The following is a 24,258-nucleotide window of genomic DNA, read 5'->3' on the forward strand; positions in this document are numbered from 1 at the left end:
ATTGTAGACTATATTGATTACTACAACAATAAACGAATTAAGGTAAAACTAAAAGGACTCAGTCCTGTGCAATACAGAACTAAATCCTTCGGATAAATTGATTGTCTAACTTTTTGGGGTCAGTACAAGTCAACACCGGATATTATGCGTTTTTGATTTTAAAGAGCCAAATTTCTTAACTTAATGACATTGCTTTTTGCCCAACCTCTTTTTATTTCAAAAAAGAACCTCGCAAAACAAGAGCCTGGTTTTATAGTTCATCGGCTAATTTATTTATCTTTCTGAGTCTATGATTGACACCACTTTTGGTCAGAGGGGTGCTGAGGCTATCTGCCAACTGCTGGATAGAGTAGTCTGGGTGCTGAATCCGCAACTGCGCTACTTCCTGCAAATCCACTGGCAGATTTTCTAAGCCTATAATATCTTTGATTTTGCTGATATTGTTGATAGTCTTCATGCTGGCAGAAACTGTCCGAGCGATATTAGCTGTCTCGGCATTATTGGCTCTATTGAGGTCGTTACGGGTTTCTCGCAAAATCTTAACTCGCTCAAAATCATCACGCGCCTGCATGGCTCCGATGACAATCAAGAAGTCCATAATATCTTCGGCACGCTGGAGATAGGTCACAGCCCCCTTTTTGCGCTCAAGCACCTTAGCATCCAGTAAAAATTGCTGGAGAAGAGAGGCAATCCCTTGCGCGTGGTCTAGATAAACAGAACTGATTTCCAACTGGTACTTACCTGATTCAGGGTCACGAATGCTCCCATTTGCTAAGAAAGCGCCACAGAGATAGGCACGACCTGCTTCCTCTTCTGATAAAATCGCCTCATCAATACCTGTTTCCAGGCCAAAGAAGGAGTCCGCCAAGTGCAAATCACTCAGCAAGTCCTGTACCTTTTCATCTGTAAAAACAGTATAGACCCGATTCTTGCGAAGATTACTTCTTTGGTGGTGGCGAATTTCTGATTTGATTTCATAGAAATGGAGAAAGGACTCATAGAGGTGACGAGCCAGCTTGGCATTTTCTGTCACAACTGACAAGGTCAAGCCCGAAGTTGAGAGACCGATACTACCAGACATCTTGATAATGGCAGATAATTCATGCCGGCTCAGATGGTGTTGACCTAGGATTTCTTCTTTTACTGCTACTGTGAAACTCATTTTCTCACCTGTATAATCCGCATCAACTCATCCACAATCAAATCCCCATCGTGGAAAGCACCTCCATTTTCCAGACGAAGGAAGTTGGATGAAATCACACGCGGAACTTGCTTACTAAGACCAGCAAAATCATGGTCCACCTGCACCAAGTATTCATCAAAACGGTTGGAATTCATATATTCCTGTGGCACTTTTTCGATATTCACCAAGACCGTATCAATAAAAGGTCGGCCAAGGTGACGATGCAAGACTTCCACGTGATCACTATCTGTAAAGTGTTCCGTCTCCCCACGTTGGGTCATGATATTGCAGACATAGGCTATTTCTGCCTTGGTTTCCAAAAGCGCTCGACCAATTTCCTTAATGACAATATTGGGCAAAATAGAGGTAAAGAGGGAACCTGGCCCTAGGACAATCATGTCACTTTCAAGAATGGTCTGCACAACTCGACGGCTAGCCAGAGGTGTATCATCATTGAGAGTATTGGTCACATAGACATGGTCAATCATGCCTGGATGGTCTGCAATATGGCTCTCTCCAGCCACCTCTGTCCCATCCTGAAAGACTGCGTGCAGGGTCAAAGGATGGTCACTGGAAGGATAAATCTTCCCTGTTGTATGGAAAAATTTGCTCAATAACTGCATGGCATTATAGGTCGAACCCTGCATTTCTGACAGACCAGCAATGATGAGATTACCCAATGGATGGCCAGCAAAGGCTCCCGCATTCTCAGAAAAACGATACTGAAATACCTTCTCATAAAACTTAGGCATATCCGACATGGCCACAAGGACATTACGAAGATCACCTGGCGGTGTCAATTGTTGCATATTTTTTCGGAGTTCACCTGATGAACCGCCATCATCTGCCACCGTTACAATAGCAGCGATTTCCACATCTTTTTCTCGCAGACTTTTTAGAATGACGGGGATTCCAGTCCCTCCACCAATCACCGTTATCTTTGGTTTTCTCATGAACGGTTTACCGTTTCCTTTCTTCGGTCTTTGTCGCGATGCCCTTCATTGACAGGCCAAGTCTTGGATAAGTCCTGCGCCAAGCGTTTAGCAAAGGCCACACTACGGTGTTGTCCTCCTGTACAGCCCATGGCAATGGTCAAAACAGACTTCCCTTCCTTTTGGTAACTTGGCAAAATCGGCTCAATCAAGGCCAATAAATGTTGATAAAAATCTTCTGACTCAGGATGGTTCATGACATAGTCGTACACTGGCTCATCCACACCAGTTTGGTTTCTCAGTTCTGGTAGGTAGTAGGGATTTGGCAAGAAACGGACATCAAAGACCAAGTCCGCATCAATTGGGATTCCGTATTTAAAGCCAAAAGACATGACTTCAATACGGAAAGACTGAGCTTTCTCTTGATCCGAAAACTGCTCTGCAATGGTTTTACGCAGCTCACGAGGAGTCAGTTCAGTCGTATCCACCACATTTTGGCTCATGTTTTTCAAAGGCGCCAAGAGCTCACGCTCCAGTTTTATTCCATCCAAAATCCGTCCATCTGCAGCTAGAGGGTGACTTCGTCTAGTTTCCTTGTAACGCGCGACCAATTCCTTATCAGCTGCATCCAAAAAGAGAATTTTAAAGTCCAGTTCTTCCTTGTTTTCCAACTCATCCAAAACAGTTTGAATCTCTGAAAAGAAAGAACGGCTACGCATATCCACCACCAAGGCCAACTTATGGTCGTCTTCCTTTGTTTCCACCAACTGCAAAAACTTAGGCAAGAGAGCTGGCGGCATATTATCAATAGTGAAATATCCCAAATCCTCGAAAGACTGAATGGCTACAGTTTTCCCTGCACCACTCATCCCTGTCACAATCACCAAGTGAAGTTGTTTCTTTGTCATCTTTTTCTCCTTATATCAAAAGAAGTTTGGCAACACCAAACTTCAACTAGCTTATCCAATCTCTGCGATGACTTCGATTTCGACTTTTACATCACGAGGAAGACGAGCTACCTCTACTGCTGAACGAGCTGGAAATTCCTCTTTAAAGGCCGTTTGGTAAACCTCATTAAAAGGAACAAAGTCGTTCATATCGCTCAAGAAGCAAGTAGTTTTGACAACATGGTCAAAGTCAGTTCCTGCTTCTGCCAAAATAGCACCGATGTTTTTCAAGACTTGTTCTGTCTGTTCTTGAATCGTTTCTCCAACGATTTCCCCAGTTTCAGGAGAGAGAGGAACTTGACCACTAGCAAACAAAAGGTTGCCAACGATTTTTCCTTGAACATAGGGTCCAATAGCTTTTGGAGCTTTGTCTGTATGAATTGTTTTTGCCATTTTCTTTTCCTCACAATTTTTCTAAGATTGCATCCCAAGCCTCATCCATCCCAGCCTTGCTGACAGATGAAAAGAGGATAAAGTCGTCACTTGGGTCAAAGTTTAATTTCTTTTTGATTGCTGATTCGTGCTTGTTCCATTTACCACGAGGAATCTTGTCCGCCTTGGTCGCCACAATGATGACTGGAATCTCATAATACTTGAGAAATTCGTACATCTGCACATCATCTGCTGACGGATCATGACGAAGGTCAACTAGACTGACCACTGCACGGAGATTTTCCCGAGTCGTTAGGTACTCCTCAATCATGCGCCCCCACTTTTCACGTTCCTTTTTGGAAACACGGGCATAACCATAACCAGGCACATCCACAAAGCGCATCTTGTCGTCAATGTTAAAGAAGTTGAGAAGCTGGGTTTTCCCAGGTTTCCCTGACGTACGAGCCAGATTCTTACGGTTCAGCATGGTATTGATAAAGCTGGATTTACCAACATTTGAACGCCCTGCAAGAGCGATCTCTGGCAGTTCATCCTGCGGATAGTGGGATTTATTAGCCGCACTGAGCAAGATTTCAGCATTATGTGTATTAAGTTCCATAGTCACCTCTAGGCTGTTTCTAGGATTGGTTTATCCGTTCCATCGACAGCTTCTTTTGTGATGCGGACCAATTTCACATTTTCCTGACTCGGTACTTCAAACATGACATCTAGCATGGTTTCCTCGATAATCGAGCGAAGACCACGCGCACCAGTTTTGCGTTCGATGGCCCTATTGGCAATTTCCTGAAGGGCTTCATCGTCAAATTCCAACTCGACATCATCATAAGAAAGCAAGGTTTGGTATTGTTTTACCAAGGCATTTCTTGGCTCCTTCAAGATACGAACCAGGTCATCAACCGTCAATTGTTCAAGAGCTGCAAAGACAGGCAAGCGTCCAATCAACTCAGGGATAATCCCGAATTTTTGAATATCTTCTGCGATGATTTCTTGCATGTAAGAGCTGTTTTCGTCAATCGCCTTGTTATTTTGACCAAAACCGATAACCTTTTCACCCAGACGTTGTTTGACGATTTCTTCAATACCATCAAAGGCACCACCCACGATGAAGAGGATATTTTTAGTATCCACTTGAATCATTTCTTGTTGCGGATGCTTGCGTCCACCTTGAGGCGGTACGCTGGCAACAGTTCCCTCTATAATCTTGAGAAGGGCTTGTTGCACCCCTTCACCAGAAACGTCACGTGTGATCGATACGTTCTCGCTCTTCTTGGCAATCTTGTCAATTTCATCCACATAGATAATGCCACGCTCTGCACGTTCAATGTTAAAGTCAGCAGCCTGCAAGAGTTTGAGGAGGATATTTTCTACGTCCTCACCCACATAACCAGCCTCAGTAAGAGCAGTCGCATCTGCAATAGCAAAAGGCACATTCAAGCTCTTAGCCAAGGTCTGAGCAAGGAATGTTTTCCCTGAACCAGTTGGGCCAATCATCAAGATGTTTGACTTCTGCAAATCCACATCTTCTGACTCTTCGCGTGTATCGTGAAAATTAATACGTTTGTAGTGGTTATAAACTGCAACTGCCAAGGCACGCTTGGCACGATCTTGACCGATTACATAGTGGTTCAAGATATGGAGAAGTTCGATTGGTTTTGGAACTTCTGACAAGTCTGCCAAGACTTCCTCAGCCAACTCCTCACGGATGATTTCCTGGGCCAACTCCACACATTCATTACAGATAAAGGCGTTGTTGCCTGCGATTATTTTTTGTACTTCTTCTTGGCTTTTGCCACAAAATGAGCAATAAACCATCATATCATTATTCCTAGTTGTAGGCATGATTTCCTTCCGTTCTATTCTATACTATCATTCTATCTAAAATAAGGTCATGTAAAAGGCATGAACACTATTGACCAAATTGGTAAAGGCATTTAACCAGAGCAGGACAGAAAGTCCATAACGCTTTTTACGAAAAGCCTGTGCTCCTGCAAGCAAGCAGACCAAACACAGCATGGCTGTGAAAAAACCAAATATACTACGTTCCATTAGACTTCCTTTCTCTTGCGGTATTGGATGGTAAAATCATAAGGATTTTTCTCATCTTTGGCATAGGATTTGCTTGAAACTGTCTCAAAAAGAGACAAGTTAAACTCTTCAGGGAAATAGGTATCTCCCTCCACCCGAGCATGAATTTGAGTCACAATTACTTCGTCCAAATAGGGTTCAAAAGCCTGAAAAATCTGCTTTCCACCAATAATATAGAGATTCTTTTCTTGAGCCTGATACCAGTCCAAGACAGACTGGACATCATGAAAAGTAGCAACTCCATCTATCTTTTCTTCCGGGTTACGTGTCAAAATCAAGATTTCACGTTTTGGAAGCAAGCGGCGTTCCATCCCATCAAAGGTCACACGCCCCATCAAGATAGCATGATTCAGAGTTGTTTCTTTAAAGTGTTGCAATTCTGCTGGCAAATACCAGGGCAGACGATTGTCCTTACCAATCACACCCTCTTCATCCTGGGCCCAAATAGCTACGATTTTTTTAGTCATGCTTCCATCCTTTTCACTGATAGTACTATTTTATCAAAAAACTCAAAAAAAGACTGGTTTGGAATAGCTTACAGAATAGAAAAAATCTGTAAGAAATTTCCTACAGATTTATATATTTTCTATTGTTTCTTACAAACCAGGTGCTTGTCCTAATTCTGCCGCAAGCATCCAGACTGTTTTTTCAAGGTCAGCCTTAGCTCCAACAAAGATATCATTGGTTACATCATCGCCTTCTTTATCTGTCACATCCAAAGCTTCTTGGAAAAGCGTGATGAGGTAACGATAAATTTCAAGGACACGTTCCAAACTTTCTTCTACATTGCGGAACTCTCCAACTTCTTCTTCGATTTCACTGTTTTGAAGGAACTCTGTCAATGTAGAGAATGGGCTACCTCCGAGTGTAATCAATCGTTCGCTGATTTCATCTAAATGACCATCAAGAGCATCCATGTACTCATCCATTTTTGGATGCCATACAAGAAATCCACGACCACGCATGTACCAGTGTACTTGGTGCAAAGCCACGTGGGCCACGTATAAATCAGCAACAGCTTGGTTCAATACTTCCTTTGTTTTTGCCAATGCTACTGGCGCTGTTTTTGTTAATGATGCTACATCTTTTACTGCTTCTTTTTTCAATTCTACCATTTTCTTTACCTCGTTCATTATTTTTTGCAACCACTTCTTAATGATTACTATCTTAGTATACCACTAAGAAAAACCAATAGCAAGTCAAATGACCCACATGAGAAAAGTTGCAATAGACTGATAATTTAAGAATTTTTTAGAGAATATTAGAGTCAATTTCATGTCTATTTTTTAATAAAGAAAAGAAAAAGAATATACAAACTTCTAGCAAACTGAATAAGAACTATTAAATTGTACAGTGTATTATTGAACTACGATATTTCTTAAATAGACTGTCAACAAAAAATCTATTTTTATTTTATAGAAACTTAAAAGTAGGGGAAGTGTCTTCAACTACGACATTATCATCTTGATCAGCATCTTATACTCAATGAAAATCAAAGAGTAAACTAGGAAACTAGCCGAAGGCTGCTCAAAGTACATCTTTGAGGTTGCAGATAAAACTGACGAAGTCAGCTCAAAACACTGTTTTGAGGTTGTGGATAGAACTGACGAAGTCAGTAACCATACGCACGGCAAGACTACGTTGACGTGGTTTGAAGAGATTTTTGGAGAGTATTGGCTCAGGAAACGAATACTAACAAAGTGTTAAACAGCACAAGAACGACCTTACCCCTCTTAAAATGAGGAACAAGGCCGTTGCTTAATTTCTTATTATTTCATCATTCGCTTTATAGAAAACTGTTTTCTTCTAGAGATTTCATTTTTAAGAAACTGTCTAGCTAATACTTTTTCTCATTAGTCATTCCATGATGATCTTATCAAGTATTTTCGCGATAGATATCAGATACTCATCACTTAAAAACTGAGAAAACTACCATAAAATTTAATTGAAGAAATATAAAATTCCTTATTTCTTAAATATAGACTGTCTGAAATCATCTGTCTCACGAAGATAAGCGTTGTAAATCTTTTTCTTGAGCAAGTTGACCCAACTAGCTTCGACACGGCTAGTCGCATTAGTAATGTTACCTACATCCTCTGCTACTGCTTCATCCATCAGTTTCTGCATCTGTGCGTAAGAACGAATAGTTACTTTCTTAGTACTATTTGGATTTCTAAGTTCGTACTCAATAGTGATCGGCTTAAGCTTTGTCAGCTGATCAATTCGTTCCTTATACATGGCCTTCTTGAAAGCTACCCAAGAGTCATATTCGCCCTTAAATACATTTTCCAAAACTTTTTGGTCTGTCACTAGACCTACATCCCTTCCAGACCATCCGTCCCACGTTTTCTTACCTTCATCAAAGGCTTCCTTAGAGTACTTACCAGAAACATAAGGAACAAATCCTTCATGATATCCCTTGGCTGCCAGTAACTCATAAGCCGTACGTCGGAACATAACATCCCCTGGAGCTCCTTTAGGATTGCTCAATGCTGAGTAGATTGGTGAGAAGAGACTAAGACTGAGGTAGCCATTCCGTCTATATTTACCACTATCCCTGTTCTCTCGACGCGTAATCACATCATTCTCAATCAAAGAGTAGAAACTAGTTAGCTGCTTAATTTCCTCTGCAGTGAAGGTTCGTGTCTGGTTACCAGCATGGGTTTCCTTACCATACTTATCTGTAATGTAGTAATTTTCCATCTTTCTGAACCACTGAAGCTTAGCATCATCACTCTGCTTAAGCATAGAAGTACCTTCTAAGTAATCGAGTGTATAGATCATATCAAACATACCATGAACATAGTGTTGCAAGTCTGCTGCATTTTGAACACGCTCTTTGAAATTATAGGTATGCATACGTGTCTTAGAATCTTTATCCACCTTGAAGAGGGTATTAAGAGTAATAGTTGGTTCGTCAGGGGTTGGAGTAGATTGCAAGAGCCCTCGAGCATAGAGTTCAGCTCCCAGACCTTCACGACGACCATTGCCCTCAAAGTAGATGCCGCCGTCAGAGTTATGAGTCATTTCATGCGTATAAACAGAGTTACCATAGTCTTCCAATAAACGAGCAGCGTCAAAGTGGGTTACACTTCCTGTAGCATAGGCATTGTAGCCCTTACTTGGATACCACTTGCCTGCTGGTCCAAAGAACTCCTGCATAGCTAACGATTTCTTATCATTAGCTGGAGCCCAATATCTTTGACCAGTACTATCTTTCATTAGGAATCCATCGTAAACTAGTACGGAACGGAAAAGCTTGTCCCTGCTTTCTGGACTTAGAATCTTGTACCAGAAATCATAATGATCGCGCTGATATTCAGCTGATTTTCTAACTCTATCTTCGACATATTCTACCAACTCTGCATCTGTCCTTACCTTACCATCGACAACATCTCGGTAACGATCATAAGCACCCATGGAGATAGTGGACATATTGGAGATGACATAGACACCTTTCTCACTCATAGTCAAGAGCGGTAGAAGCATGCCCTTATATTCCCAATTATCAGCAGTAATCTTATCATAAACGCCGACAGAATACTTGCTCTTGCCCTCAGCTGTATCCTGAATCTTTCTAGCCTCTGCTATATCTGACTTAGACTCTACGATATAAGCTTTTGTATTGGTCTTGAGCCATTCATTATTAGTCTTGTATGGTAAGAAGAGCTGACGGTAATTTTCCAAATAATTGAAAAGTCCACGCTTACCAGTCGCTTCAGAGAGAGAACTATCATAAGCTAAATGATTGTTCTTTGCTTTAAGATTATTCATTCCTGACTGGCCTAATGAAATAATGGTGTCTATCGTTGAAGCACTATGGTTGCCAAAGAAATCAAACTTATAAGCAGATAAATCTTTGACATTAATATTATCATAATTAATATTATACCAACGGTTAAGATAGGTAAGCCCAAGCAAGAAGGCTTCCTTATTGGCTGTAATCTTGTGAGCTACATAGTCGGCCACAACATTGCCTTCAGTATTGATTGACTTATCCATAGCCAGAACTTTGCGTAACTCTTCTGAGAGCTTGGTCTTGACTTGTTCAAAAGCCCCATCAAGATAAAGATCATCCAAGGAAGTGTCAGCATTTACACCTAAAACAGTTCGCATGGCTGGTGAGTCAAGAACTACCTTATTCAACTCTGGCAGTACTTGATTCAGAACTCTGCTATAGTCTGATAAGAAAGCTTCAGGTGTATAAAGGAGATCTAAGCTGTTTACACTGTATTCTGCAATTGCTTGATTCTTAAACTCTCCCTTATAAGTCAAATTCAGGTAATCAACCGTATTATCCTCGAAGTGTAACATCAAACGGTCAATAGATGCCTTATTACTATTAATATCAGTGATAATCTGGTCACCTTTCATTGGAACAACATCCAACAAATATTCTGTATTGAGCTTATGATGATCTGGGAGTTTATTTCCATAGCTAATGATTGTCTCCTTGTTATAGAACGGAAGGAGTTTTTCCATATTGGAATAAGCTATCAAACGATTTTCTCGAGCATTCTTCTCTTGAGCATAGTTAACAGAATAAAGGTTAAGATTCGTGTCCTCTAGATTTGTCGTAATATCTAAACTAGCTAGCTTCTCTTCTGCCTCGTTCAGAGTCAGTGTTGAAGTGACAAACTTGTCATTTTCCAGCGTTTGATTTCCTTCAACAGCATAAGCTTCTGTAATACGATCATTATTGTAGGCTTGATCTCCAGAAATACTATAAACATTCGTACCACTAATATTACTGATAACATTGTCAACCAAGCCATTGAAGTAATTGGATCCTACGATACCGCCAATCTGACCATTCTTAGTAGTATTTTGAATCTTTCCAGTTGCATAAGAACGGCTAATACGGGCATTGTTCTCCAAACGACCAACCAAACCGCCGAATCGTTGGTTGTTGGCTCTAGCACCTGCTAGGATGGTCACATCTGCTCTGCTTTGACTGAGCAAGGAATCTCCTCCCTTAAGATTAGCAACCAAACCACCAACATTATATTCTTTGCCCTGTTTCTCGTTTGCCTGGATGACACCAGTGAAGGAACTGTTGGAAATTTGTGTGTGTGTTGCACTAACAACCAGCCCCGCCACATTAGAAGCATTGCCTATCACCGATACTTTACCTTGGACAGAAACGTCTGTAATTCGAGCATTTTCTGCACTCCGAGCTAAGGCAGCAGAGTCATAGCTACCCACAATATTGACATCCTTCAAATCCATACCAGAAACAGAAGAACCACTCTTGAGGTTTTCGAACAAAGGCTTAGCTAGATTATAGATAGCATACTGCTTACCATTATGATTGCCAGTCAGACTGCCTGTGAAGTTCCCTCTAAGATAGACATAATCCGCAGGTGCCAGACTAACCTCACTAGCATCCAAATCAGCTCCCAAAACATAATTACTAGCCATATTTTTCTTCATAGCATCTATCAATCCAGCAAAGCTAGTGTAAACATTTTGCTGACTAGGAACTGTCTTACTGATATAGAAGTCGTAGCCAGACTTGTAGCCTGTCTCACCTTCTTGAACAAGCTCAGGCAACGAGACTGTTACCCTATAAACATCTTTTCCGTCTTTTTGGATTTCAGAAATACTGTGAACTGGGAGAAGCATTTCCTTAGCTTCACTTGATTTGACTTTTACAAAGTAGTTTGACAGATCTTTAGGCATGGAACTCATTGATACCAGTCGCTTGTATTGGTCATTATCTTTACTGTAAAACTCAACTGAATCAACATCTCGGAAGGAGATCTTCTTATATTCGAGTTCAAATTCACGACTGTCTGTTTCAAATTCAGTGACACTACCATTGTCCAGCTCATATGTCAGCTTGGTTTTCAAAGTATAAGCTGTGTAGTAATCCAACTCTCCAATCTTTAGACTATCATCGAAATTAGTGATTGGAAGAGTACGAACAAGCTTATCCCCCTGATATAATTCTGCAGTAGCTGAACGTAAGGATTTTGTTTGGTCTTCCAAGCTATATTGGATCGCAACAGACTTATCATCTGCATTTTCAGTCAGGCTTAGAATCGAAACTATTGGCTTGACTTTTGACACTCCATTGAGTGCTTCTTTGGCAGCTTGCAGACTAGCAAGAGCTTGATTGACTTGTACTTGTGTAGCCGTTTGACTATTCAGAACTATTTCTGACTTGGCCAATTGGTCTGTATAAACTGTCTTCTTATCCGAATCAGCATTCTTATATTTAGCAGAAGTTTTAACAGTGACATTTAAATCGTACTCAGTCTGAAGAGCCGTTTTGACAACCTCAAGACCACTTAATTGCGCCTTAGCCTGTTTGATTTGTTCCACCAGTTGATTGATTTCTGCTTGACTAGCTTGAGATTGAGTAAGAATCGCCTGAGCTGCCATCAATGCAGAATCATAGTTAGATTGATGACTTTGATCATCATTGAAATAACGTGCCTCTGCTTTAATCTGAGTTGCTTCTGTCAATAAATTATGCAGTGTAATTAAGTCGAACTCTTCTAAAGATTCTGCTTTCGGTGCATCATTCGGAACCATGGTCGGCTTAGCTGTACCAACTTTAACAACCTGGGTAACTGGGGATAGGGTCTCCTCATTTGACAACTCTTGACGGTCAATTTCCTGACCATTAGAGCTGTAAATACGTGTCTTAATCGTACGTTCACCTTGAACTCCCGGTGTTACAATGTTACGACTGCCTTGAACAAGTTCGTCCGTTTCTTCTTCACGAACTGCGAAGTTGATTTTATCTACTCGAATTTCGTCAGTGAAGGTTAACGGGTACTCTGGAAGAGATTCTGCTTTCGGTGCATCATTCGGAACCATCGTCGGCTTAGCTGTTCCAACTTTAACAACCTGGGTAATTGGGGATAAGGTCTCCTCATTTGACAACTCTTGACGGTCAATTTCCTGACCATTAGAGCTGTAGATACGTGTCTTAATCGTACGTTCACCTTGAACTCCCGGGGTTACAATGTTACGACTGCCTTGAACAAGTTCGTCCGTTTCTTCTTCACGAACTGCGAAGTTGATTTTATCTACTCGAATTTCGTCAGTGAAGGTTAACGGGTACTCTGGAAGAGATTCTGCTGTCGGTGATTCATTCGGAACCATCGTCGGCTTAGCTGTACCAACTTTAACAAACTGGGTAACTGGAGATAAGGTCTCCTCATTTGACAACTCTTGACGGTCAATTTCCTGACCATTAGAGCTGTAGATACGTGTCTTAATCGTACGTTCACCTTGAACTCCCGGGGTTACAATGTTACGACTGCCTTGGACAAGTTCGTCCGTTTCTTCTTCACGAACTGCGAAGTTGATTTTATCTACTCGAATTTCGTCGGTGAAGGTTAACGGGTACTCTGGAAGAGATTCTGCTGTCGGTGATTCATTCGGAACCATCGTCGGCTTAGCTGTACCAACTTTAACAACCTGGGTAACTGGAGATAAGGTCTCCTCATTTGACAACTCTTGACGGTCAATTTCCTGACCATTAGAGCTGTAGATACGTGTCTTAATCGTACGTTCACCTTGAACTCCCGGTATTACAATGTTACGACTGCCTTGGACAAGTTCGTCCGTTTCTTCTTCACGAACTGCGAAGTTGATTTTTTCTACTCGAATTTCGTCAGTGAAGGTCAACGGGTACTCTGGAAGAGATTCTACTTTCGGTGCATCATTCGGAACCATCGTCGGCTTAGCTGTACCAACTTTAACAACCTGGGTAACTGGGGATAAGGTCTCCTCATTTGACAACTCTTGTCGGTCAATCTCCTGACCATTAGAGCTGTAGATACGAGTCTTAATCGTACGTTCACCTTGAACTCCCGGGGTTACAATATTACGACTACCTTGAACAAATTCGTCCGTTTCTTCTTCACGAACTGCGAAGTTGATTGTATCTACTCGAATTTCGTCGGTGAAGGTCAACGGGTACTCTGGAAGAGATTCTGCTGTCGGTGATTCTTTCGGAACCATAGTCGGCTTAGCTGTACCAACTTTAACAACCTGGGTAACTGGGGATAAGGTCTCCTCATTTGACAATTCTTGTCGGTCAATCTCCTGACCATTAGAGCTGTAGATACGAGTCTTAATCGTACGTTCACCTTGAACTCCCGGGGTTACAATGTTACGACTGCCTTGGACAAGTTCGTCCGTTTCTTCTTCACGAACTGCGAAGTTGATTGTATCTACTCGAATTTCGTCGGTGAAGGTCAACGGGTACTCTGGAAGAGATTCTGCTGTCGGTGATTCTTTCGGAACCATAGTCGGCTTAGCTGTACCAACTTTAACAACCTGGGTAATTGGTGATAAGGTCTCCTCATTTGACAACTCCTGACGGTCAATTTCCTGGCCATTGGAGCTGTAGATACGAGTCTTAATCGTACGCTCTCCTTGAACTCCCGGGGTTACAATGTTACGACTGCCTTCTGTAATCTCATCTGTATATAGCTCGACGATAGAAAAATCTATCTTTTCTATTTTTATAATGTCATTTATACTAAACTTCAACTCAGGAATTTCATGAACTGGAGCTATATCTGGACTTGTGCCATACTCAGCTAACTCTGGAATTTCGTGAACTGGAGCTGTATCTGGACTTGTGCCATACTCTACTAACTCTGGAATTTCATGAACTGGAGCTGTATCTGGACTTGTGCCATACCCAGCTAACTCTGGAGCCTCGTGAACTGGAGCTGTATCTGGACTTGTGCCATACCCAGCTAACTCTGGAGCCTCGTGAACTGGAGCTGTATCTGGACTTGTGCCATACTCAGCTAACTCTGGAACTTCGTGAACTGGAGCTGTATCTGGACTTGTGCCATACTCAGCTAACTCTGGAATTTCATGAACTGGAGCTGTGTCTGAACTTGTGCCATACTCAGCTAACTCTGGAACTTCGTGAACTGGAGCTGTATCTGGACTTGTGCCATACCCAGCTAACTCTGGAATTTCGTGAACTGGAGCTGTATCTGGACTTGTGCCATACTCTACTAACTCTGGAACTTCGTGAACTGGAGCTGTATCTGGATTGGTGCCATACTCAGCTAACTCTGGAATTTCGTGAACTGGAGCTACGTCCGGACTTGTGCCATACTCAGCTAACTCTGGAATTTCGTGAACTGGAGCTGTATCTGGACTTGTGCCATACTCTACTAACTCTGGAATTTCGTGAACTGGAGCTGTATCTGGACTTGTGCCATACCCAGCTAACTCTGGAGCCTCGTGAACTGGAGCTGTATCTGGACTTGTGCCATACTCAGCTAACTCTGGAACTTCGTGAACTGGAGCTGTATCTGGACTTGTGCCATACTCAGCTAACTCTGGAATTTCATGAACTGGAGCTGTGTCTGAACTTGTGCCATACTCAGCTAACTCTGGAACTTCGTGAACTGGAGCTGTATCTGGACTTGTGCCATACTCGGCTAACTCTGGAATTTCGTGAACTGGAGCTGTATCTGGACTTGTGCCATACTCTACTAACTCTGGAACTTCGTGAACTGGAGCTGTATCTGGACTTGTGCCATACTCAGCTAACTCTGGAATTTCGTGAACTGGAGCTACGTCCGGACTTGTGCCATACTCAGCTAACTCTGGAACTTCGTGAACTGGAGTTGTAGCCGAACTTGTGCCATACTCAGCTAACTCTGGAATTTCGTGAACTGGAGCTGCGTCCGGACTTGTGCCATACTCAGCTAACTCTGGAATTTCGTGAACTGGAGCTGCGTCCGGACTTGTGCCATACTCAGCTAACTCTGGAATTTCGTGAACTGGAGCTGTATCTGGACTTGTGCCATACTCAGCTAACTCTGGAGCCTCGTGAACTGGAGCTGTATCTGGACTTGTGCCATACTCAGCTAACTCTGGAATTTCGTGAACTGGAGCTGTATCTGGACTTGTGCCATACTCTACTAACTCTGGAACTTCGTGAACTGGAGCTGTATCTGGATTGGTGCCATAGTCTACTAATGATTTATTCTTATGAGAAGAAGAAAGGCTATTTCCCCTTTTATCCTCATTCTTTAGATAACCAATATATTCAAAGCCAGCAATATGCAAAGGTTTTGGCAGAGATTCTCCAACACCTAAATTTATACTTTGATTATAAGCAGCAAGCTCAATGTTGGTCACAGCTAAGGCAGTTGGAGATAATAACACAGACCCCATTCCTGTCACCAATAAGATAGACGATAAATGTCTCTTGCCATTCTTAGCCCGAGCAAATATTAACACCAAGAATGTAAAACCCGCAACTGCAAAAATTGACTCCCAGACCCCAGAGTAGCCGGTCTGAGGTAATGCTCCATATCCTAATTTTTGGTCTTTGGGACGATAAACTAAGTAATAGCTTTCTGATATTTCTTCAACATGCTTTGGAATATCTCTGATCAAGATAGACTTCTCTGCTTCAGTTAATTCAGATTCCATTACATAATAGTAGCTCACTTGAGCTGACTGTCCATGTGAAATCTCTGTAGCTTTAACAGGGGATAAATCTCCAGCTATTAGACTGCTAAAAAAGAAGCTTCCAATAGTAGCCGAGACTAATCCAACTGACAATTTTCTAAAAGAAAAACGCTGACGTTTTTCTCCATAAAACCATTGTTTCATTTTAATTTTTTCCTCTTAAATATAATATGCCATACTATCTATTTTACCCAATTATAGTTAATTATTCAAATTTTTGGTCAATTTTTTCAGTTTGAAAATACTTTTAAACAACATAATAGCAAGTTAAAAGCTTTTAAAATTTTCTTAATATAATTGTGAAAATATACAAAATAATGAACTTCTCCACATTGTACAATTTACACTGAATAAACAGAAAAATCAAAGTATATTATATTAAAAAAGTGTTAGAGATTCTTCTTTTTGAAACAAGAGCCAGTATAAATCATGCTTATGTAAGCTTTGAAGACGATTAAGAATTGTTATACTCAATTGTTTTCAACAACCTATCGAAATCGACACAAAAAGTTTGGATTACGAATGAATTTGATTGCTGGCATTATCAACGATGAACTAGGACTTTAGTTTCGCAGAAAGTCTATTAGAAAACGAGCATCTCCAAATGTGGAAATACTCGCTTGCTTTATGTTTAGAGGCCAGTTTTTCCCAGCTTCCAATACTTTTACAGTTGACAAAGATCTCTATATCGAAATCTCCATCATAAAAAATTGTATCAATAGGTAGCATAAAATACTTTGACTACAAATAGGTGGTAAAATTTCTTTTAGCTAGTTAACTTGAAACCTAGCTTTCTTAAATCTACATCTTAATACCAAACACTGACGTCGACACGACCACGGATTCCTTTTAAATATTCAGATGAAGTATATTGCCAACCTTTTGAACCTGAATAATGAGGATTATTCCAATCAAGCGCATCCGTATAGGCTGCAACCCAGTTGACATGTTGTAAAATATCTGGATGATTCAAACGAGTTTGTAAGAGTTGACGATAGCTATAAACTTTCACATTTTGATAACCAGCCTGCTTCATTGTTGCCATATACTTATTGATAATCTTGACCCAAGTTCCAGTCTCACTTGGAGCTCTTTTACTTTTATTGACATACTCCCAGTTCTCAACATCATAGTAGATAGGATAAGACAGGTTCATCTTGTATTTCTTCAAGAGCTCCACAGTCTGCTTGGCATCATTCTCAGCATCGGTCTCATTTTCAGCATAGGTGTAAAGATAGACACCATAAGGAATACCCAAACGATTAAGTTCTTGAATATTATAAGCCAATTCCTTATCTTCTACACCGCTATAACCCAAACGAACAATAACACCATCAACCCCGTTTTCCTGGATAACCTTTTGCCAGTCAGTAATACGGCCATTGTGCTCACTGACATCGATGACCTTTTTAACTTGATCAGTCCCAACTTGTTCTTCACGATGGTTAAAGAAGTAACGGTGGCCATTTCGGTGAACCCAGCCAACATTCAAGTCTTTCTTTTCTTTTAACTCACCTGAGTCAGAAAAAATATAGCGAGTATCATCCATGATTAATTCACCAGTCGCCATAGCACCACTTTCTGTCAAATAGTAGTTACCCTGCCACTCATCTTTAGCCATGTAACCCCACTTCTTGAAATAATACCACTTTCCGTCTACCTTTTGCCACTCTTGATTTGCATAAGAACCATCAGACTTGAGATAGAAGTAAGACGAATAGGCTGGATCATAAAGCCATTCATTTTGCATCATGGCACCTTGACCATTCAAGAAATAATTTCCCTGCCATTGGCTTTTAGCTAAATAGCCCCATTTCTTAAAATAGTGCCATTTACCTCCAACAGCGTGCCATTCCTGGTTAGCATAAGAACCATCGGACTTCAAATAAAACCAATTCTTATAGGCGTCATCATAAACCCATTCATTTTTGGCCATATAACCGCCTGATTTCAAGTAGTAATTACCCTGCCACTCATTTTGAGCATAACGACCGTCTGACTTAATATAAAACCAAGCCTTATAGTAGTTATCAAAAATCCACTCACTCTTGGCTTTAGAACCATCAGCCTTTACATAATAATCCCCATCCCAGTGGGCAGACGAATTGGTTTTTACTCCTTCGCTCGTTTGAGTTTTATTAGAAGACTGATGTTGCTCTGAACTACTTGAAACTGTCGTTGTATCCTGCGAAGTTTTTGAAACTTCGGTTTCATTCGCAACGACATGGTTAGTTGCCAACCCGAGTAAACAGAGACTTGCTAATCCAATTTTTCCAATCTTTGTTTTCAATCTTTTCTCTCCTATAAAAAATGGAACAGACATCTGAATGCTGTTCCACCTAGCTTTTGCTACTGATTATTTTACAAAGTCAAGCAAAGCCAAGAAGCTTTCTGCTTCAAGTGACGCACCACCTACAAGGGCACCGTCAACGTCTGGGCAAGCCATGTATGAAGCAACGTTTTCAGGTTTAACAGAACCACCGTATTGAACACGAACCTTGTCTGCAACTTCTTGACCGAAGTCAGCAGCTACAACGTCACGAACAACTTTACACATTTTTTGTGCGTCGTCTTGTGAAGCTGATTTACCAGTACCGATAGCCCAAATTGGCTCGTAAGCGATAACTGATGCCGCAACTTGTTCAGCAGTCAATCCAGCCAATGCAGCAGATACTTGAGCACCTACAAATTCAGCAGCTTTACCAGCTTCGTAAGTTTCAAGTGACTCACCACAACAGATGATTGGAAGCATACCGTTTGCAAAGATTGCTTTTGCTTTTTTGTTGATATCTTCGTCAGTTTCATGGAAGTAGTCACGGCGTTCTGAGTGACCGATAACAACGTAGTCAGTACCGATTTCTTTCAAAACTTGTGGGCTTGTTTCACCAGTGAAAGCACCTGCATTTTCAAAGTAGCAGTTTTGAGCAGCAACTTTAAGGTTTGAACCTTTAGCAGCAGCAAGAACAGTTATCAAATCAAGAGCTGGAGCTGCGATACCTGCTTCAACAAGATCTGATGAAGGAAGTTTTGATGCAACTGCTTCAACGAATGCTTTAGCTTCTTCTGGATTTTTGTTCATTTTCCAGTTACCAGCGATAAATGGTTTACGTGACATTTCACATACCTCTTTTTTCAATTTATTTTCTATTTATTTTATCACAATTAGACACAGCTTGCAAATCTTACTCAAATTTCAAGCCTGCTGACATGGATTAATCCTTCCAGAGATCCATAGCATTTCTGAAATCTGCAGATACCTGTGTCAACTGAGGATTGCTTGCTTCTCTCTCTGCCCGCTTAGCCTCAATTTGAGCCACACTTTTGATACCTTCATGGCGCCAGTTTCTCAAAATAGCCTGAATGTACTTCCAGTTTGGTTTCCCATTCAAAACAGCTTCACGAAGAGCTTCCTTAATCAAGTCAGCACTGGTTCCATCTTCCTTTAGTGTCTTAGTCAAATCCTCAATCTCAAAAGGTGTCAACAAGCGTCCCAACTCCTGCTGGAAGGTTTCTACCAAATCCTTGAGCTGATTTTGAGGTGTCAACTTGTCTGAACTTGAATGAGCAACTCCAAGCAAGTCATCCAAACGTTCCAAAGCCAAGCTAGCATCAAAAAGCAATTCGATTTCACCATTCAATTCGATGGTTCGATACTGAAGCAGTCCCCTCTCTGTCAGATTGGAAATAGCCTGATTGACATCCGAAATTTCCTTGCCAATCCTGTCAGCAATCTGGCTTGGCGACATTTCTTCCAAACCTGTCGTATTTTGCAAATAGAAAAATTGCCAGACCAGAAAATCGTCGCTAGAAGGAAAGAGTTCCTTAAAATACAAGAGCAGGGCACTCGGTAAAACCAAGTTCCCTGATTTAAAAGCGTCTAAATATGTCATAAATCCTCTTATAAATATCCAAATGCGGATGCATCATCTTGAATTTTTCTCCAGTCAAAAGGCGTTTCCTGATAGACCGCATAGTTTACCCAGTTACTGAAAAAGAGGGCTGCTGACGAAGACCAACAAAGACAAGGTGTCTGATTAACATCATCATCCTTAAAGTAATTTTCTGGAATATGTGGGTCGAAACCTGCATCACAATCCCTAAAATACTCTTTTGCCAGGGTATCACGGTCATATTCCAAATGCCCAAAACTATAAATTTCTCGTAAATCACGACTTGCCAAAATCGAAACACCAACCTGAGGGCCCTCTGATAAAATCTCGAGATTTGTCTTATTTAAGACCTCTTCCTTAGAAATCTCCGTGTGTCGAGAATGAGGGGATACATAGCTATCATCAAAGCCTCTAAAGAGAAGGTGCCCTTCCTTTAAAGTGTCCTGAGGATAGATACCCGATAACTTACTGTCCATCTGGTGTTTTTCCACTCCATAGCGTAGATAAAGACCAGCCTGAGCCCCCCAACAGATATGAAGGGTCGAATAAACATGGGTCTTGGACCACTCAAGCACCCGACTAAATTCCTCCCAATAGTCCACTTCCTCAAATGGTAAATGCTCAACTGGGGCCCCAGTAATAATCATCCCATCAAAATACTCATCCTTGACTTCAGGAAAAGTTTTATAAAAGGTCTCCATGTGCTCTGAACGAGTCGTTTTAGAACGATGGCTCTCCATATAGAGAAAATCAATATCCAGTTGCAGGGGCGTATTAGCCAAATGGCGCAACAACTGGGTTTCTGTGACCATTTTCTGTGGCATGAGATTTAAAATTAAAATCTTCAAGGGACGGATATCTTGGTGGGCCGCACGTTGATCATCCATGACAAAGATATTCTCTGTCCGTAAAATCTCAACAGCTGGCAATTTTTTATCAATTCGAATCGGCATAACCTTCTCCTAACTGTATTCTTTCAGGAATAATTGCATATGTTTGAAGCCAAATCTCAAACACCTAGTCCTTTTATTATACTGCAAGAAGATATAGTTTTCAATTATAGTTTTTCTCTAACTAGCTATAGTCTATTTTTATATCCTAATGTAGAGAAAACAGCCCTAGGGACTGTTTTTCATTAATAATGCATAAGAACTTTGTAATCGTAGTCACCGATTTTTTCACGGCCGTTCAATTCATCCAATTCAACAAGGAAGGCACAACCTGCCACAACACCGCCAAGTTTTTCAATCATCTCGATGGTTGCCTTAACAGTTCCACCTGTTGCTAAGAGGTCATCTACGATAAGAACACGTTGACCTGGCTTGATGGCATCCGCGTGCATAGTCAAGGTATCAACACCGTACTCTTTTTCATAGTCAGCAGAAATAACTTCGCGTGGCAATTTTCCTGGCTTACGAACAGGCGCAAAACCAATTCCCAACTCAAAGGCAACTGGACAACCCACGATAAATCCACGAGCCTCAGGCCCTACGATCATATCAATTTTCTTGTCAGTAGCATATTGAACGATTTCACGAACAGCATAGCTATAAGCATTCCCATCAGCCATCAAAGGACTGATATCACGGAAGGTAATCCCTTCCTTTGGATAATTTTCAATTGTTGCAATGTAATCTTTTAAATTCATCTTTTTCTTTCTTTCAAAGTTTTCTACTCCCTATTATACCATATTTTCTAGTAAAGAAGGAAGAGAAAACAGTATTTCATTTGCTACTCACCCTATAAGCCAAATAAGACAATCATTTTATAGAGACTATAACTTACATACAAAAACGAGCACTTTCGTACTCGTCCTCTGATATAAACTACTGATTAAAGTGAGTTAACGTCAACCTTGATACCAACACCTTGAGTAGTTGTGATTGTCAAGCTTGTTACGTAAGTTCCTTTAGCAGTAGCTGGTTTAGCTTTTTGGATTGTTTCGTTAAATGCTTTGAAGTTTTCAACCAACTTGTCAGCTTCAAATGAAACTTTACCGATGATCGCTTGTACGATACCTGCACGGTCCGCACGGTAAGTGATTTTACCACCTTTAGACTCTTCAACTGCTTTAGCAACATCCATTGTTACAGTACCAGTTTTAGGGTTTGGCATCAAGTTACGTGGTCCAAGGACACGTCCAAGACGTCCAACAAGAGCCATCATGTCAGGTGTTGCGATAACTACGTCGAAGTCCAACCAACCGTCGTTGATTTTAGCAACAAGGTCGTCTTCACCAACGAAGTCTGCACCAGCAGCTTTTGCTTCTTCAGCTTTTGCACCACGTGCAAATACAAGAACGCGAGCTGTTTTACCAGTACCGTTTGGCAATACCATTGCTCCACGGATTTGTTGGTCAGCTTTTTTAACGTCAATGTTCAAGTTGTAAGCAACTTCTACAGTTGCATCGAATTTTGCAAAGTTAGTTTCTTTTGCAAGAGCTACAGCTTCTTCAACGCTGTATGCTTTTGTGCTGTCGATCTTCTCAAGAGCAGCACGAAGTTGTTTGCTTTTTTTAGCCATTTTCTATTCTCCTTGTAAGTGGTTCAATCGATTTTCATCTCCCACGTCACTTCTCGAAATGATGAAGTCTTGCGGGTTATATAGGGATGTTATTGATTAGTCAACAACAGTGAATCCCATAGAACGAGCAGTACCTTCGATCATACGCATTGCAGACTCTACGTTTGCTGCGTTCAAATCTGGCATCTTAGTTTCTGCAATTTCTTGTACTTGCGCACGAGTAACTGTAGCAACTTTAGTTTTGTTAGGTGTCCCTGATCCTTTTTCAACACCTGCAGCTTTTTTCAAAAGAACAGCAGCTGGTGGTGTTTTTGTAACGAAAGTAAATGATTTGTCTTCGTATACTGAGATAACAACTGGAATGATCATACCAGCTTGGTCAGCAGTACGAGCGTTGAACTCTTTTGTGAATCCCATGATGTTGATACCAGCTTGACCAAGAGCAGGTCCAACCGGTGGAGCTGGTGTAGCTTTACCAGCAGGGATTTGCAATTTTACAAGTTTTTCGACTTTTTTAGCCATTTTTAAATCCTCCTTTGTGGTTTTGGCGGTAATTAAATATTTTTACCTCCCACAAGTATGCTTTTCACATACCCATCTATTATACACTATTTATCTAGAATTGCAAGAGAAAAGTTTATTTTTTAATCGACGTAATCTCCGCCTTCAAAGCCGTAATACTCTTCCAAACTGAGACCACTTGCAGCTATTTCTTTTGCTTCTTTTCCAACATAACGAAGATGCCATTCTTCAGCCATATAGCCTGTTTCCTTTTCCTTGCCTTTGAGATAACGGACAACAAAGCCATAATCAGCCGCATGGTCCAAGAGCCACTGGGCCGCTTTTTCTTCTGTCACCAAATCACCATTTGTCCCAATCACATCAAAAGCCAAGCCTGTCTGGTGCTCGCTATAGCCAGGACGGGCAGAATAACGGTCGGCAGCTTCTTTCCCATCTTGATTGACATAATCTTGATAGAGCTTGGTCTGAGTTTCATAACTTCTAAAGCCACTGTAATGATCGCTAATGGGGAAACCTGCCTCTTGCATAGCTCTGATGAGTTTGACCAACTCTGCCTTGGCTGTTGGATTTTCCCCTGGATTGTAGTCTTTCGACAATGGATAGTGTTTATTGGCTACGATGATTTCATCGTATTTTCCTTGAATGCTATAGTAGTCTCCTTTATTGACCACTTCCGCTTTTTTCTGGGAAGCTCCTTGAGATTTACTGTCGACTGTTCCATCAGCTTTAGCTGTTTGTTCTGTCTTAGCTGCGCCATCTTCATTTTTTGCTTTTTCTTGTGAACAAGCTGCTAGACTCAAGACTAGCAAAGCTGTCAAGACAAGGTATCTTTTTTTCATTTCTACTCCTTTATTTCTAATAGTTTATCTACTTCTAACGATAAACATTCGACTAATCTTTTAATCTCATCCGGTTTTGCTTGACAGGTTTCTGCTGTCATTTCTTCAAAGGGAACCCACCAGACTGGACCACGTCCCTTGAGACCGTGACCATTCATATCACCTCTTCGTCTAGGAAACAGATGCCAATGAAGATGGGCATCGCCATTTCCTAGCAGTTCGATATTCATTTTCTCGGCAGCAAAGGCCTTGGCAACTGCCTCTTGGACTAAACTCATTTCTTCTAGAAAACGGAGTCTCATTTCCTTTTCTAAATGGTGCAATTCCGTGACGTGTTCCTTGGCTAGAAAGAGACTATAGCCTGAAAAATACTGGTGATCTCCAATCACAAGATAGCCTGTTTCCAACTCTTTGACAAAGTAAGGATTGTCCCCAGCTTTAATGAGCTCAATTCTCTGGCAAATAAGGCACATA

The 24,258-nt window shown here is 41.2% G+C and carries 20 protein-coding genes and 1 pseudogene; 2 read left to right on the forward strand and 19 right to left on the reverse strand.

Features of this window, described 5'->3' with window-relative positions; translation table 11 throughout:
- On the forward strand, nucleotides 1-96 hold a 96-nt coding region (locus FJR73_RS03990), incomplete at its 5' end, for an IS3 family transposase (protein ID WP_133162783.1).
- 154 nt (nucleotides 97-250) lie between these two features.
- On the opposite strand, the gene whiA is transcribed toward FJR73_RS03990, so the two are convergent.
- The 10 genes from whiA to FJR73_RS04045 all read right to left on the reverse strand — a co-directional run bounded on the left by whiA (nucleotide 251) and on the right by FJR73_RS04045 (nucleotide 16,154).
- Nucleotides 251-1,162: a DNA-binding protein WhiA gene (whiA, locus tag FJR73_RS03995; protein ID WP_140833459.1), complete on the reverse strand. Its 912-nt coding sequence runs from the start codon at nucleotides 1,160-1,162 to the stop codon at nucleotides 251-253.
- A complete protein-coding gene (locus FJR73_RS04000; protein ID WP_140833461.1) occupies nucleotides 1,159-2,136 on the reverse strand; it encodes a YvcK family protein in 978 nt (325 codons plus the stop codon). The genes whiA and FJR73_RS04000 overlap by 4 nt, the downstream gene beginning before the upstream one ends.
- Nucleotides 2,133-3,023: an RNase adapter RapZ gene (rapZ, locus tag FJR73_RS04005; protein ID WP_140833463.1), complete on the reverse strand. Its 891-nt coding sequence runs from the start codon at nucleotides 3,021-3,023 to the stop codon at nucleotides 2,133-2,135. The genes FJR73_RS04000 and rapZ overlap by 4 nt, the downstream gene beginning before the upstream one ends.
- Before the next feature lie 51 nt (nucleotides 3,024-3,074).
- Complete coding sequence (locus tag FJR73_RS04010) at nucleotides 3,075-3,455, reverse strand: RidA family protein (RefSeq protein WP_001140420.1); 381 nt, start codon at nucleotides 3,453-3,455, stop codon at nucleotides 3,075-3,077.
- 10 nt (nucleotides 3,456-3,465) lie between these two features.
- Nucleotides 3,466-4,053 (reverse strand): ribosome biogenesis GTP-binding protein YihA/YsxC, encoded by a 588-nt coding sequence (gene yihA, locus FJR73_RS04015; RefSeq protein WP_000422605.1) that lies wholly within the window; start codon nucleotides 4,051-4,053, stop codon nucleotides 3,466-3,468.
- An 8-nt stretch (nucleotides 4,054-4,061) separates the two neighbouring features.
- Nucleotides 4,062-5,294, reverse strand: coding sequence for an ATP-dependent Clp protease ATP-binding subunit ClpX (gene clpX, locus FJR73_RS04020; protein WP_140833465.1), 1,233 nt, complete (start codon nucleotides 5,292-5,294; stop codon nucleotides 4,062-4,064).
- A 36-nt stretch (nucleotides 5,295-5,330) separates the two neighbouring features.
- Nucleotides 5,331-5,501 carry a hypothetical protein gene (locus tag FJR73_RS04025; RefSeq protein ID WP_000442261.1) on the reverse strand — a complete coding sequence of 57 codons (171 nt, stop codon included), beginning with the start codon at nucleotides 5,499-5,501 and terminating at the stop codon, nucleotides 5,331-5,333.
- Nucleotides 5,501-6,007, reverse strand: a complete 507-nt coding sequence (locus FJR73_RS04030; RefSeq protein WP_140833466.1) for a dihydrofolate reductase — start codon at nucleotides 6,005-6,007, stop codon at nucleotides 5,501-5,503. The genes FJR73_RS04025 and FJR73_RS04030 overlap by 1 nt, the downstream gene beginning before the upstream one ends.
- A gap of 129 nt (nucleotides 6,008-6,136) precedes the next feature.
- A complete protein-coding gene (locus FJR73_RS04035) occupies nucleotides 6,137-6,655 on the reverse strand; it encodes a Dps family protein (protein ID WP_004248156.1) in 519 nt (172 codons plus the stop codon).
- Nucleotides 6,656-7,505: 850 nt separating this feature from the next.
- Complete coding sequence (locus FJR73_RS04045) at nucleotides 7,506-16,154, reverse strand: SIALI-17 repeat-containing surface protein (RefSeq protein WP_140833468.1); 8,649 nt, start codon at nucleotides 16,152-16,154, stop codon at nucleotides 7,506-7,508.
- Nucleotides 16,155-16,481: 327 nt separating this feature from the next.
- On the opposite strand from FJR73_RS04045, the pseudogene FJR73_RS04050 reads away from it, so the two are divergent.
- Nucleotides 16,482-16,577: pseudogene (locus FJR73_RS04050) on the forward strand (IS5/IS1182 family transposase); the annotation flags it as partial.
- A 241-nt stretch (nucleotides 16,578-16,818) separates the two neighbouring features.
- On the opposite strand, the gene lytC reads toward FJR73_RS04050, so the two are convergent.
- The 9 genes from lytC to FJR73_RS04095 all read right to left on the reverse strand — a co-directional run bounded on the left by lytC (nucleotide 16,819) and on the right by FJR73_RS04095 (nucleotide 24,257).
- Nucleotides 16,819-18,333, reverse strand: a complete 1,515-nt coding sequence (gene lytC, locus FJR73_RS04055; protein WP_140833470.1) for a choline binding-anchored murein hydrolase LytC — start codon at nucleotides 18,331-18,333, stop codon at nucleotides 16,819-16,821.
- A gap of 33 nt (nucleotides 18,334-18,366) precedes the next feature.
- Nucleotides 18,367-19,125 (reverse strand): triose-phosphate isomerase, encoded by a 759-nt coding sequence (gene tpiA, locus FJR73_RS04060; protein ID WP_140833472.1) that lies wholly within the window; start codon nucleotides 19,123-19,125, stop codon nucleotides 18,367-18,369.
- Nucleotides 19,126-19,222: 97 nt separating this feature from the next.
- Nucleotides 19,223-19,900 (reverse strand): DnaD domain-containing protein, encoded by a 678-nt coding sequence (locus tag FJR73_RS04065; RefSeq protein WP_140833474.1) that lies wholly within the window; start codon nucleotides 19,898-19,900, stop codon nucleotides 19,223-19,225.
- An 8-nt stretch (nucleotides 19,901-19,908) separates the two neighbouring features.
- Nucleotides 19,909-20,853: a homoserine O-succinyltransferase gene (gene metA / locus FJR73_RS04070; protein WP_140833475.1), complete on the reverse strand. Its 945-nt coding sequence runs from the start codon at nucleotides 20,851-20,853 to the stop codon at nucleotides 19,909-19,911.
- Between the two features lie 182 nt (nucleotides 20,854-21,035).
- Nucleotides 21,036-21,548 (reverse strand): adenine phosphoribosyltransferase, encoded by a 513-nt coding sequence (locus tag FJR73_RS04075; RefSeq protein WP_001049318.1) that lies wholly within the window; start codon nucleotides 21,546-21,548, stop codon nucleotides 21,036-21,038.
- Nucleotides 21,549-21,733: 185 nt separating this feature from the next.
- Nucleotides 21,734-22,423 (reverse strand): 50S ribosomal protein L1, encoded by a 690-nt coding sequence (gene rplA / locus FJR73_RS04080; RefSeq protein WP_001085672.1) that lies wholly within the window; start codon nucleotides 22,421-22,423, stop codon nucleotides 21,734-21,736.
- 96 nt (nucleotides 22,424-22,519) lie between these two features.
- Nucleotides 22,520-22,945 (reverse strand): 50S ribosomal protein L11, encoded by a 426-nt coding sequence (gene rplK / locus FJR73_RS04085; RefSeq protein WP_001085809.1) that lies wholly within the window; start codon nucleotides 22,943-22,945, stop codon nucleotides 22,520-22,522.
- Between the two features lie 122 nt (nucleotides 22,946-23,067).
- Nucleotides 23,068-23,784, reverse strand: a complete 717-nt coding sequence (gene ldcB / locus FJR73_RS04090; protein WP_140833477.1) for an LD-carboxypeptidase LdcB/DacB — start codon at nucleotides 23,782-23,784, stop codon at nucleotides 23,068-23,070.
- A gap of 2 nt (nucleotides 23,785-23,786) precedes the next feature.
- Nucleotides 23,787-24,257, reverse strand: a complete 471-nt coding sequence (locus FJR73_RS04095) for an HIT family protein (RefSeq protein WP_140833479.1) — start codon at nucleotides 24,255-24,257, stop codon at nucleotides 23,787-23,789.
- Nucleotide 24,258: the final 1 nt, after the last annotated feature.

Source organism: Streptococcus sp. D2 (genome assembly GCF_006385825.1).
In the GTDB taxonomy this organism is placed as follows: Bacteria; Bacillota; Bacilli; order Lactobacillales; family Streptococcaceae; genus Streptococcus; species Streptococcus shenyangsis.